This is a genomic window from Pantoea sp. At-9b (assembly GCF_000175935.2).
In the GTDB taxonomy this organism is placed as follows: Bacteria; Pseudomonadota; Gammaproteobacteria; order Enterobacterales; family Enterobacteriaceae; genus Pantoea.
Window position 1 is genome coordinate 2,901,670 of record NC_014837.1, and the last position, 11,844, is coordinate 2,913,513.

The 11,844-nt window shown below is 56.9% G+C and carries 11 protein-coding genes; 3 read left to right on the forward strand and 8 right to left on the reverse strand.

The genetic code is table 11. The annotated features are described in order from the left end of the window. The first annotated feature begins 9 nt into the window (after positions 1 to 9). A complete protein-coding gene (gene fghA, locus PAT9B_RS13345; protein ID WP_013509800.1) occupies positions 10 to 852 on the forward strand; it encodes an S-formylglutathione hydrolase in 843 nt (280 codons plus the stop codon). A 51-nt stretch (positions 853 to 903) separates the two neighbouring features. Here fghA and PAT9B_RS13350 read toward each other — a convergent pair whose 3' ends face one another. The 4 genes from PAT9B_RS13350 to yieE form a co-directional block, all read right to left on the reverse strand. After that, the gene (locus PAT9B_RS13350) at positions 904 to 1,692 is read right to left on the reverse strand and encodes an ABC transporter ATP-binding protein (protein ID WP_013509801.1); all 789 of its coding nucleotides are present in this window, start codon (positions 1,690 to 1,692) and stop codon (positions 904 to 906) included. After that, a complete protein-coding gene (locus PAT9B_RS13355) occupies positions 1,692 to 2,771 on the reverse strand; it encodes an iron ABC transporter permease (protein ID WP_013509802.1) in 1,080 nt (359 codons plus the stop codon). The genes PAT9B_RS13350 and PAT9B_RS13355 overlap by 1 nt, the downstream gene beginning before the upstream one ends. A 134-nt stretch (positions 2,772 to 2,905) precedes the next feature. Continuing rightward, entirely contained in the window at positions 2,906 to 4,372 is a 1,467-nt protein-coding gene (locus PAT9B_RS13360) for an amino acid permease (RefSeq protein ID WP_013509803.1), read from the reverse strand. Between the two features lie 123 nt (positions 4,373 to 4,495). After that, on the reverse strand, positions 4,496 to 5,362 hold the full coding sequence (gene yieE / locus PAT9B_RS13365) for a DNA-binding transcriptional regulator YeiE (protein ID WP_013509804.1): 867 nt from the start codon (positions 5,360 to 5,362) through the stop codon (positions 4,496 to 4,498). Between the two features lie 109 nt (positions 5,363 to 5,471). Here yieE and PAT9B_RS13370 point away from each other — a divergent pair, with 109 nt between their 5' ends. Beyond that, positions 5,472 to 6,533: a YeiH family putative sulfate export transporter gene (locus PAT9B_RS13370; RefSeq protein ID WP_013509805.1), complete on the forward strand. Its 1,062-nt coding sequence runs from the start codon at positions 5,472 to 5,474 to the stop codon at positions 6,531 to 6,533. A 39-nt stretch (positions 6,534 to 6,572) separates the two neighbouring features. Beyond that, a complete protein-coding gene (gene nfo, locus PAT9B_RS13375; RefSeq protein WP_013509806.1) occupies positions 6,573 to 7,418 on the forward strand; it encodes a deoxyribonuclease IV in 846 nt (281 codons plus the stop codon). Positions 7,419 to 7,473: 55 nt separating this feature from the next. Here the strand turns inward: nfo and fruA are convergent, their stop codons facing one another. The 4 genes from fruA to PAT9B_RS13395 form a co-directional block, all read right to left on the reverse strand. Next, on the reverse strand, positions 7,474 to 9,162 hold the full coding sequence (gene fruA / locus PAT9B_RS13380) for a PTS fructose transporter subunit IIBC (protein WP_013509807.1): 1,689 nt from the start codon (positions 9,160 to 9,162) through the stop codon (positions 7,474 to 7,476). A 16-nt stretch (positions 9,163 to 9,178) separates the two neighbouring features. Further along, positions 9,179 to 10,117 (reverse strand): 1-phosphofructokinase, encoded by a 939-nt coding sequence (gene fruK / locus PAT9B_RS13385; protein ID WP_013509808.1) that lies wholly within the window; start codon positions 10,115 to 10,117, stop codon positions 9,179 to 9,181. Then, positions 10,114 to 11,244, reverse strand: a complete 1,131-nt coding sequence (gene fruB / locus PAT9B_RS13390) for a fused PTS fructose transporter subunit IIA/HPr protein (protein ID WP_013509809.1) — start codon at positions 11,242 to 11,244, stop codon at positions 10,114 to 10,116. The genes fruK and fruB overlap by 4 nt, the downstream gene beginning before the upstream one ends. A 278-nt stretch (positions 11,245 to 11,522) precedes the next feature. Continuing rightward, positions 11,523 to 11,777 (reverse strand): YkgJ family cysteine cluster protein, encoded by a 255-nt coding sequence (locus PAT9B_RS13395; protein WP_013509810.1) that lies wholly within the window; start codon positions 11,775 to 11,777, stop codon positions 11,523 to 11,525. Between the last annotated feature and the right edge of the window lie 67 nt (positions 11,778 to 11,844).

Sequence of the window (11,844 nt, forward strand, 5' to 3'; positions counted from 1 at the left end):
GGAGGCGTTATGGCATCCACTCTGGAATTGTTGGAAGAACATCGCATGTTTGGCGGCTGGCAACAGCGCTGGCGGCATCATTCAGCGGTGCTGAACTGCCCGATGATCTTCAGCATTTTTTTGCCGCCGCCGAAAGACGACACCCCGCCGCCGGTGGTGTGGTTCCTCGCCGGATTGACCTGTACCGACGAGAACTTCACCACTAAAGCGGGTGCGCAGCGCGTGGCGGCGCAGTTGGGTCTGGTGTTGATTATGCCGGACACCAGCCCGCGCGGTGACGATGTGGCGAATGACAGTGCTTACGATCTGGGCCAGGGGGCAGGATTCTATCTCAACGCCACCCAGCAGCCGTGGGCGGCGCATTACCGGATGTTCGATTACCTTAGTGCGGAGTTACCGGCGCTGGTCGCCGATAATTTCAAGCTCAGCGAGCGTCAGTCGATCATGGGGCATTCGATGGGGGGCCACGGTGCCTTACTGCTGGCATTGCGCCTTGGCGGTCGTTTCTCATCGGTTTCCGCTTTTGCGCCGATCGTCAATCCGACGGAAGTGCCGTGGGGACAGAAGGCGTTCAGCGCTTATCTGGGAGAGGACCGTGCGGCATGGCGTGAGTACGATAGCTGTCTGTTGATGAGTGAGGTGGAAAATCGTCTGCCGATCCTGATCGATCAGGGTGACAGCGATCAGTTCCTCGCCGATCAGCTGCGTCCGGAACGTCTGGCAGAGGTGGCACGTGAGCAGGGTTTCCCGCTGGAGTTACGTATCCAACCGGGCTATGACCATAGCTACTTCTTTATCGCCAGCTTTGTTGAAGACCATCTGCGTTTTCACGCGAAGCATCTGCTGGTGTAACTGACAAAACCTACACGTAGCGGCGCCATTAATCGCGCCGTTACGCATTACTCAGACGATCGACTCAGCGACCAGCCCATCAATCATCACCTGTGGCATCCCGCGCGAACAGCATTCAATCCGTCCACGCACGCCATAAACCTGCGCCAGCGTCTCCGGGGTAATCACCTGCACCGGTTCGCCGTCGGCCAACAGGTTGCCATCCTTCAGCATCAGCGCATGATCAGCGTGACGTAGCGCGATGTTGATATCATGCACCACCACCACGGTCACGATATTGCGCAACCGCGTTTCGCGGCGCACCAAATCCATCACGTGGAATTGGTAGTTAAGATCCAGCGCGCTCAGCGGCTCATCCAGCAACAACAACTCCGGACGACGAATCAGCGACTGTGCCAGGCCGACCAACTGCTTTTGCCCGCCCGAAAGCTGATCGAGATAACGCATCGCCAGATGCGCGATGCCCAATTGGTCCAGCAGATGCATGATTTCCGCTTCGCTGGCTGCGCTGTGCAGGCCACCCGAGGCGCGCTGCGCCACAATGATCGACTCCAGCACATGCAGATGCACCCCGGCGGGAAGGGTTTGCGGCAGATACACCACACGCTGAGCGCGGCGGGCAAACGGCTGCGTCATCAGCTCTTCCCCATTCAGCCACAGCTCACCCTCGCCTTTGCTCAGCCCTGCCAATGCACGCAGCAGCGTCGATTTGCCGCAACCATTTGGCCCTAACAACACGGTGATTTTGCCGCGTGGCAGCTGTGGCACGTTGAGGTCTTCAATGACTTTACGTTTGGGGTAACCCGCATAAAAGTGGCTGAGACGTAATCCTTGCTCCATCACACATTCCCCCGGTGACGCAAAATAATACTCAGGAAGAACGGCACGCCAACCAGCGAGGTCACGATGCCAACCGGAATGATGACACCGGGGATCAGGTTTTTCGATGCCACAGAAGCCAACGACAGCACCAGCGCGCCGGTCAGGGCACTGGCAGGCAGATAATAACGATGGTCTTCACCGAACATCATACGCGCGATATGCGGTGCCACCAGGCCGATAAAGCCAATCGGCCCGACAAACGCCACCGCCAGCGCGGAAAGGATACTGATGCGCAGCAGCGTCGCGAGGCGCAGACGACGCACGTCGATACCAAAGCTGATGGCACGATCTTCGCCGAGGCGCAGCGCGGTCAGCTTCCAGCTACTGAGCATTGAGAAAGGCAGCAGAATGGCAAATGCGGCGGTCAGCACCCCCAGTTTTTCCCAGGAGGCGCGCGCCAGGCTGCCCATCGTCCAGAACACCAATCCCTGGAGCGTGTCTTCGCTGGCGATAAACTGCATCATCGACACCAGCGCATTAAAGGTGAATACCAGCGCGATACCAAACAACACCACGCCCGAGGTGGAAACCCGTGTCCAGCGCGTAACGCCATCCAGCATCAGGGCGGCAAACAGCGCGAAGATAAAGGCATTTGCCGAGATAAACCATTGGTCTGGCACACCGGGAATACCAATGCCGAGAATAATCGCCAGCGCCGCGCCAAACGCAGCCGCAGAAGAGACGCCAAGGGTAAAGGGGCTGGCAAGGGGGTTATTCAGGATCGTTTGCATTTCCGCACCGGCAAGACCGAGCGAGAAGCCCACCACAATCGCCATCAGCGCATAAGGCAGGCGAATATCCCAGACAATCACCCGTGTCCCCGCATCAACGCTGTCAGGTTGCGTCAGGGTTTGCCACAGGGTGTCTAATGAAAGACCGGCCGGGCCGAGGGTAAAGTCGAGAATTAATGATGCCAGAATCGCCAGCACCAGTACGCCAATCAGCAACATCCGCTGGCGCAGCACCTGGCGATAGCGCGCCATGGTATCGATATCGTTGCTGTTTTCCGCCACCAGCGCGGCTTCCGTGGTACGCATTGATCTACCTGTTCCCCGTTGCAATCATAACGGCTGCCACAATAGAGCAGGTGATAATAATTATCAATTTTATCTCTGTTACAAAGCGGCAAAAAAAAAGCGCGGACATTGCCGCGCTTTTCTCTTTATTACCGTCACTCTTTAAAGGTTGGGAAATCCATTTCGCTGTATTTCACCAAACGGGTGCCGCGCACCAACTTATAACCCAACCAAATCACCAGGAACAGCGGGATACCGATATAGGTTGCCGCCACGCCGTACCAGTCAATACGGTCCGCGAGGAAGGCCTGATAGTTCTGCCCGAGGGTAATAATCAGACACAGGACAAAAGCAAAAATCGGTCCGATTGGGAAGAAGCCTGAGCGATACGGTAAATCCGCCAAATCCCTGCCCTGCGCCATATAGCCGCGACGGAAACGGTAGTGGCTGATGGCAATCCCCAGCCAGGCGATAAAGCCAGTCATGCCCGAGGTGTTCAACAACCACAGATAGACTTCCTGGTTGCCAAATTTCGAGGTCAGGAAGCACAGCCCGGCAACCACGGTGGTGGCGTACAGCGCGTTACGCGGCACCCCGCCTTTTGACAGTTTGGCAAAAATACGCGGGGCTTTGCCTTCGCGCGCCAGGTTGAACAGCATACGGGTGGAGGCATACATACCTGAATTACCCGCCGACAGCACCGCCGTCAGGATCACCGCATTCATCACCGCCGCTGCCGACAACAAACCGGCATTCTGGAACACCAGGGTGAACGGGCTGATGCTGATATCGGTGATGTCATTGTGCAGCAGCTTAGGATCGGTATACGGCAGAATCAGGCTGATGATCAGAATGGCGAACACATAGAACAGCAGAATACGCCAGAACACCTGACGCACCGCACGCGGGATGTTCTTCGCCGGATCTTCCGATTCACCTGCGGCGATACCGATCAGTTCGGTGCCCTGGAAGGAGAAACCGACAATCATCGCCACACCAATCATCGCGGCAAAACCACCGGCAAAGGGCGCATCCCCTACGGTCCAGTTATGCCAGCCAGCATTTTCCGCACCGCGCATAATGCCGACGATCATCAGCACACCGATCACGATAAAGATGATGACGGTAGCGACTTTAATCAGCGAGAACCAGTATTCCGCTTCACCAAAACCTTTGACCGAGATGTAGTTGAGCAGGAACATCAGGCCAAGGAACAGCGCACTCCAGATCCACCCTGGGGTATCCGGGAACCAATAGTTCATCACCAGTTGAGAGGCCACCAGATCAACCGCGATGGTCACCGCCCAGTTGTACCAGTAGTTCCAGCCCAGCGCGAAGCCGAAGCCCTCTTCCACGTATTTTGCACCGTAGGTCGCAAAGGAACCGGATACCGGCATAAAGGCAGCCAGCTCGCCGAGGCTGGTCATCAGGAAGTAAACCATCAGGCCAATCAGCGCATAGGAGAGCAACGCGCCGCCCGGACCGGCTTGGGAAATGGTGGCACCCGAGGCGACAAAAAGGCCGGTGCCAATCGATCCGCCAATGGCGATCATAGTGAGATGGCGCGCTTTTAATTCACGGCGCAGCCCAGGTTGTTGTGTTGTTTTTGAGTCATTATGCATGTGTAAACGCTATGCTGAATAAAAATAAGGCGCGATTGTAGCAGCTAAGCCTGCTCTGTATAGCATTCACGTCGGGTTATTAGTTACGTTCATAATCGTTACCAAATTATTAGCCAGCCGCGTTTACTCGCGGCAATAGGTAAGGAAACGATTGAGGGCTTTAGACAGATGTTTCTGCCGGTGATGGATGCGATACAGCGTGCGCGTCAGGCGCGGCAACGGCACCGCCACCTCAACCAACGTGCCTGCCTCCAGCAGGTCGGCAATCACGCGCCGCGACAGACAACTGATGCCCATCCCATGGCGCACTGCATGTTTGATCGCCTCGGAGTTACCCAACTCCATGCCCAGCTGGAACTGTGGCAAATGGGACAACAGCAAATAATCGACGATTTCACGTGTACCGGAACCGCGCTCGCGCAGGATCCAGGGCGCAGCCGCCAGGCTTGCCAGGGTGATCGGTTGTTGCAGGATGGCAGCATCTGGCGCGGCGAACACCACCAACTCATCTTCCAGCCAGGGTTCGCTGATCAGTTCCGGCACATGACATGGCCCCTCAATCAAACCGATATCGACGCGAAAATCGGCCACCGCATTGATGGCATCCTGGCTGTTGCCGACGCTCAGCTCCAGCGGCAGCGTGGGAAAATCGCGCCGGTACGCCGCAATCATCCCCGGCAGCAGGTAGTTGCCGATGGTGCTGCTGGCGAACAGACGGATCGCTCCGTTGTCCTCTTTAAACAGTTGCTCGATTTCCCCGGCCTGCTCCAGCAACCCCACCGCTCGTGGATAAAGCAGTCGGCCATGCTCGTTTAACACCAACCGTTTGCCGACGCGGTCAAACAGTTGTACGCCAAGCTGGCTTTCCAGATCCGCCAGCGCGGCACTGACCGCCGACTGCGACAGCGCCAAAACCTGCGACGCCTGCGTTGTCGAGCCACTTTTCAATACTTCGGTAAAAACCTCGATCTGACGCAGCGTAATGTGCACGCGTCCTCCTCACATTGCTTACCACTTATAATGGTTAATTATAAATATATTATCAATTTCACTTTTAAGCCAGCCAGGCGCACGCTAAAGCCATACAAAGGAGAAGAGTATGGCTGAGATTAGTGTTAGCAAAACCCCGTTTCCGTTTCACCACTGGCTACCCGGCTTGCTGCTGACTGCCGCTATTGCGGGTTGTGCAGCCTTACTCGCCCAGCAACCGTGGCTGGCGGGAGCGGGTTTTGGTGCCTTAACGCTGGCGATTATTTTGGGCATCCTGCTCGGGAATAGCCTCTATCCTCGCCTCGCCACCCCGTGCGACAGTGGCGTGTTGCTGGCTAAGCAGCGTCTGTTGCGCTTCGGTATCATCCTGTATGGCTTTCGCATTACCCTACAGCAAATTGGGGATGTTGGCCTGAGTGGCGTGTTGATTGATGTGCTGGTGCTCAGCTCAACGTTCATGCTGACCTGCTTTCTTGGCATCCGCCTGCTGAAAATGGATCGCGAAACCGTCTGGCTGATTGGTGCGGGCAGCAGTATCTGTGGGGCAGCAGCGGTCCTCGCCAGCGAACCGATCATCAAGGCCGCACCGTCAAAAGTGGCTGTCGCGGTTGCCACGGTGGTGCTGTTTGGCACCGTCGGCATCCTGTTGTATCCGCTGATCTGGTCACTGTTGCCCCAGGTCAGCCAGGCACATTTTGGTGTCTACACCGGGTCAACCCTGCATGAGGTGGCTCAGGTGGTGGCTGCCGGTCATGCCATCGGCGCGGAAACAGAAAACAACGCCGTGATCACTAAGATGTTGCGCGTGATGATGCTGGCCCCTTTTCTGCTGGTGCTGGGCAGTTGGTTACGTCGTCAGCGCAGCCACAGCAGCACGCGTTCTCAGCCGGTGGCCTTTCCGTGGTTTGCCCTGCTGTTTATTGGCGTGGCGCTGTTTAATTCACTGCACCTGCTGCCCGCCAGTGTCGTCGGAGGCTTAAATCAGCTCGCCAACCTGATGCTGGCCATGGCGATGGCCGCGCTTGGCCTGACCACCCGGTTTAGTGCACTGAAGCAGGCCGGTATCAAACCGCTTTTGCTCGGCATGCTGGTGTTTATCTGGCTGATCGTCGGTGGCGGCGCACTGAATGTGCTGGTGCAACATTTCATGGCCCAGGTACATCCGCTATGATGGGCGTTTTGCAAAACCCAGCCCATTCAGGAGAGCGGCATGAAATATATCGGCGCACATGTCAGTGCATCAGGCGGCGTAGACCAGGCAGTGATCCGTGCCCATGAACTGGAAGCCACAGCCTTCGCGCTGTTCACCAAAAATCAGCGCCAGTGGCGCGCCGCGCCCCTCTCCGGCGAGGTGATAGATGCGTTCAAAACCGCTTGTGAGACTTATCACTTCACACCCGGCCAGATTTTGCCGCACGACAGCTATCTGATTAACCTTGGGCATCCGGTGATGGATGCCCTGGAAAAATCCCGTGATGCTTTTATTGATGAAATGCAGCGTGCTGAACAACTTGGCCTGACACTGCTGAATTTCCATCCGGGCAGCCATCTGCAACAAATTGCAGAAGACGCCTGTCTGAAACGCATCGCGGAATCGATCAATATCGCGCTGGATCAGACGCACAACGTCACCGCGGTGATTGAAAACACCGCCGGTCAGGGCAGCAACCTCGGTTTCCGCTTTGAACATCTGGCGGCCATTATTGAACACGTTGAGGACAAATCACGTGTTGGCGTGTGCATCGATACCTGCCATGCCTTTGCCGGAGGTTACGATCTGCGCACGGAAGAAGCCTGTGTTGCCACCTTTGCTGAGTTTGAACGCATTGTGGGTTTTCAGTATCTGCGCGGTATGCATTTGAATGATGCCAAGAGCACCCTCGGCAGCCGAGTGGACCGTCACCACAGCCTCGGCGAGGGCAATATCGGCAAAACCGTGTTTAGCTGGCTGATGAAAGATGCGCGCTTTGATGGCATCCCGATGATTCTGGAAACCATCAATCCGGATATCTGGAAAGACGAAATTGCGTGGCTGAAATCAGAACAGCAGGGATAAAAAAAGGGGCGACCTTGCGGTTCGCCCCTTTGCTTTTCCTGGTGTTGGCGTTAAATCAGGCGGCTTTTGCCAGCTCTTCTTCCGGACGTTTCAGGATAGCGTAGCCAAGACCCGCCACCGCCGTACCAATCACGATGGACAGCAGATAACCCAGCACCGGCGTAATCGCACCCGGGATCAGCAGCACGAACAGGCCACCGTGTGGTGCCATCAGCTTCGCGCCAATCGCCATCGAAATGGCACCGGTCACCGCGCCACCAACGATACAGCATGGCAGGACACGCATCGGATCACGAGCCGCGAACGGAATCGCACCTTCAGAGATAAAGCACAGTCCCAGTACCAGCGCCGCTTTGCCACCTTCCTGCTGACCTTTGTTGAATTTACGACGCGCGACAATCGTCGCCAGACCCATTGCCAGCGGCGGCACCATACCGGCCGCCATGATCGCCGCCATCGGTGCATAGGTTTGCGAACTCAGCAGTCCCACACCAAACGCGTAGGCCACTTTGTTCACCGGGCCACCCATATCGGTACACATCATGCCGCCAAGGATCGCGCCCAGCAGGACCGCATTCGCCGTGCCCATGTTCGCCAGCCAGTGAGTCAGGCCGCTCATGATGCCCGCCACCGGTTTGCCCACCACGTAAATCATCAGCAGGCCGGTGATCAGGCTGGCAACCAGCGGAATAATCAGAATCGGTTTTAACGCTTCCATACTCTGCGGCAACTTCACTTTGCTGCTGAGCATCTTCGCGGCATAACCGGCAATGAAACCGGCGATAATACCGCCAAGGAAACCGGCGTTAATGCTGGTCGCGATCATACCGCCAATCAGGCCAGGCGTCAGACCCGGACGGTCGGCAATCGAGAAGGCGATAAAGCCTGCCAGCACCGGCACCATCAAGGCAAAGGCGCTACCACCACCGATCTGCATCAGGGCAGCGGCAAGGGTGCCCTGCTCTTTAAACGCGGTGATACCAAAGGCGAACGAGAGCGCAATGCTCAGACCGCCTGCGACCACCATCGGCAACATATAAGATACGCCGGTCAACAGGTGACGGTAAGCACCGGTTTTCTCCTGCTTATCTTCCTGCCCGCCGGAAGCACGCGCACCGCTCGGCTGGTAAGTTTTGGCTTCGGCCTGGGCTTTATCCAACTCTTGCGCGGTTTTCTTCAGCGCGAGGCTGGTTGAGGTACGGTACATTGGCTTACCGGCGAATTTCGCCAGATCGACATCGATATCCGCCGCGACCACCACCAGATCGGCAGCTGCCACCTCTTCCGGGGTAATGGCATTGCCAGCACCAACGGAACCGCGGGTTTCCACTTTCACCCACCAGCCACGTTTTTTGGCTTCGGCTTCAATGGCTTCGGCAGCCATAAACGTATGCGCCACGCCGGTCGGACAGGCAGTGACGGCAACGATGCGTTTCTGCCCGCTGCTCTGTACGGCAGCTGGGGCGGCAACCGCGTTCTGCACCGGCTGGGCGTTGGCTTTCGCCTGGCTGATTGTCGCCAGCGGATCGCGCAGCAGTTGCTGCACATCCACCAGTGCCAGCGCTTTACCGGCCAGCTGCGCATCGCTCGGGGCATTGTGACCCGCCACCAGCACCAGGTCGGCGTCAGCGGCATTTTCTGTGAGGGTAAGACCAGCCTGCGCCGCGACTGCACGCAAACTTTCCATCGCTAAATGACCTGAGGCGAGGCCCAGGGAAGAATCTTTAATCAGCAGCGTTTTCATTATACCTCTCCTGCTGTTAGTTAACGGGTTGTAAGTCAACACGCGCCATCATCGCGGCCAACTGGGTACGATCGGTAACCCCAACGTTGCTCTGGCTGACGGCCATGGCCGCCACTGCCGTTGCAAGACGCAGGGTGTGTTCACTGGATTCGCGCATCAGCAGGCCATAAATCAGTCCACCAACCATTGAATCCCCGGCACCTACGGTGCTGACCACTTCACACGCAGGCGGTTTGGCAATCCATTCGCCTGAAGCATTCACCCACAGCGCCCCTTCTGCTCCGAGTGAAATCACTACATGGGCTATGCCCTGCTCACGCAGCTCATGCGCGGCATCAATCACATCTTTCAGCGTTGGCAGCTTGCGACCCGCCCAAATCTCCAGTTCACGGCGATTGGGTTTCACCAGCCACGGCGCGGCTTTCAGCCCCGCAACTAACGCTTCACGGCTGCTGTCGAAAATGATGCACGGACATTGGGTACGCAGGTCGCTCATCCACTGGGTAAAGGCTTCCGGTGCCACGCCTGCTGGCAGACTGCCGCTGACGCACACCATGTCGAACTGACCCAGCCAAGTCAGGGAGTCTGCGGTAAAGCGATCCCAATCCTGCGCAGTGACATCAAAACCGGAGAAATTCAGATCGGTCACTTCACCGTCTTTTTCCGTCAGCTTGACGTTGATACGGGTACGGCCTTGCACCACCTGAAAACGGTTGGCGATACCCAGCTCGCTGAACAGTTGCTGAAAGCCATCCTGATTCTCTTTGCCGAGAAAACCGCCCACGGTGACATCAATGCCTAAGTCCTTCAGCACCTTAGCAACATTGATGCCCTTACCTGCGGCATGCAGGCCGGTGGTTTTGACCAGGTTGACTTCCCCGCGCTCGATCTCCGGCGTATAGCCGACCAGATCATAAGCCGGGTTTAGAGTGATGGTGGCTACGCGACGACTCATGCTACCCCCTCGCCAAGACCGCTATTAATGGCTTCTTCAATGGCATTCAATGCCTGCTGTGCATCTTCGCCGCTGGCGGTAAAACGCAGGCGATGACCTTTCTTCACGCCAAGTGCCACCACTTTCATCAGGCTGCGACCGTTAGCCGGTTTACCGCTGCCGTCAAGGTTGGTGACCGTGATGTCGCTGTTGAACTGTTTGATCACGCTGACCAGCGCTGTGCCCGGACGGGCGTGCAAACCGTGTTCGTTACGGATGGTGAATTCGGCAGTCAGCATATCGGCCTGCTCGTCCACTTCGCTGGTCAGCAACGCCAGAATCCCGGCGGCATCCGCTTTCAGCAGACGTTCAGCTTTATTGGCATGCAGTAAGCTGCTGAGATAACCCAGCACTTCCAGCGGACGATCGTCGCTGGCCGCCACAGTGACCAGCAGAGCCACGTTTTCGCCTGCGTGGTCAAAGGGCGTCGCCGCACGGCTGACGGCCACAGCGCTGTTCAGGTTGCCCATCGCGCTGTCGCTTAACCAGATCCCCTGGCCGAGGCTCAGCGGTGCATTTGACACCACGCTGGCAACGAAACCCGCATCCACTGCGCCTGCGGCCTGCAAACGACCGGCATTCAGCGCCTGTAAGGTGATCAGGTCGCTGGCTGCGACATCGACCGCAATTAAGGAGGTATCGAACTTAAATTCCGCCGCCTGCTTTTCACCCATCAGCAGCGCACGCAGATCTTCCGCTGAGGCGGTTTTCAACTGGTCAGCAATGCTGTCATCGCTGAGTACATGGGTCAGCTGACGCAATAAGGCGAGATGTTCGTCGGATTTTGCGGCGATACCGATAGCGACATACGCCGTCTGACCGTCGCCCCATGCCACGCCCTGTGGGAACTGGAACACCTGCACGCCCGTTTTCAGCACCAAATCGCGGGTGTCGGTGGTGCCATGCGGGATGGCAATGCCATTCCCCAGAAAGGTGGTGGTTTGCTGTTCACGCGCCAGCATGCCATTAACGTAGCCTTCCGCTACATTGCCTGCTGCGGTCAATGCCGCCGCGACCTGACGAATGGCCTCTTCTTTGTTCTGTGCGCTGGCACCGGTATGAATGGCCTGAACTTCGAGCTGGAACATATCTCTCCTCGCTTGCTGAATTGAATCGTTTCAGCTTGATGGCGAAAAAATACGCTGTACGACACCGGCTTAGCCGGGACGACAACGCTGAAACGTTTCAGGGAATATGGTACAGCTCTGCCAGCCAGGCAAGAAAATGCGTAAACCACGTAGCAGATTTTTGACGCTACGCACACTTCAGATGTGATTTAGGACTTTCGCCAGATGCAAGGCTGACGGTTTTGCTGTAACACCCACCCCACTTAAGGCAAATATTTCAGCAAAATATCAGCAAATCTTCAGGGCGCGGTATCCGCTTCCAATTTCAGCAGATAAATCATGGCCTCAGCGCGACTGCTCCGGCACATCTCGACGCTGGGTTGCAGGCCGGCGCACACCGTCGGACGCAGGGGTGAACCGAATATTTTGCAGCGTTGTTGGGCATCAAGCTGAACGCAGGGCGTGTTGGCCGGTTTGCCATTGGGCATGCCTGGAATCGGGGAAGAGATGGAAGGGGCTGTGCAACACGCACCGCATTGGTCACGACACAACATCACAGGCTCCTGCTGCGGGATTTCGCGGCGACAATAGCAGGCTGCCTGAAGGAATGCCATTCTCTTT

Excerpts from the sequence above, each read along its gene's own strand:
- fghA (WP_013509800.1), top strand. The coding sequence starts at position 10 with ATGGCATCCACTCTGGAATTGTTGGAAGAACATCGCATGTTTGGCGGC.
- fruB (WP_013509809.1), bottom strand. The coding sequence starts at position 11,244 with ATGTTCCAGCTCGAAGTTCAGGCCATTCATACCGGTGCCAGCGCACAG.
- PAT9B_RS13395 (WP_013509810.1), bottom strand. The coding sequence starts at position 11,777 with ATGTTGTGTCGTGACCAATGCGGTGCGTGTTGCACAGCCCCTTCCATC.
- PAT9B_RS13350 (WP_013509801.1), bottom strand. The coding sequence starts at position 1,692 with ATGGAGCAAGGATTACGTCTCAGCCACTTTTATGCGGGTTACCCCAAA.
- PAT9B_RS13370 (WP_013509805.1), top strand. The coding sequence starts at position 5,472 with ATGGCTGAGATTAGTGTTAGCAAAACCCCGTTTCCGTTTCACCACTGG.
- fruA (WP_013509807.1), bottom strand. The coding sequence starts at position 9,162 with ATGAAAACGCTGCTGATTAAAGATTCTTCCCTGGGCCTCGCCTCAGGT.
- PAT9B_RS13360 (WP_013509803.1), bottom strand. The coding sequence starts at position 4,372 with ATGCATAATGACTCAAAAACAACACAACAACCTGGGCTGCGCCGTGAA.
- fruK (WP_013509808.1), bottom strand. The coding sequence starts at position 10,117 with ATGAGTCGTCGCGTAGCCACCATCACTCTAAACCCGGCTTATGATCTG.
- PAT9B_RS13355 (WP_013509802.1), bottom strand. The coding sequence starts at position 2,771 with ATGCGTACCACGGAAGCCGCGCTGGTGGCGGAAAACAGCAACGATATC.
- nfo (WP_013509806.1), top strand. The coding sequence starts at position 6,573 with ATGAAATATATCGGCGCACATGTCAGTGCATCAGGCGGCGTAGACCAG.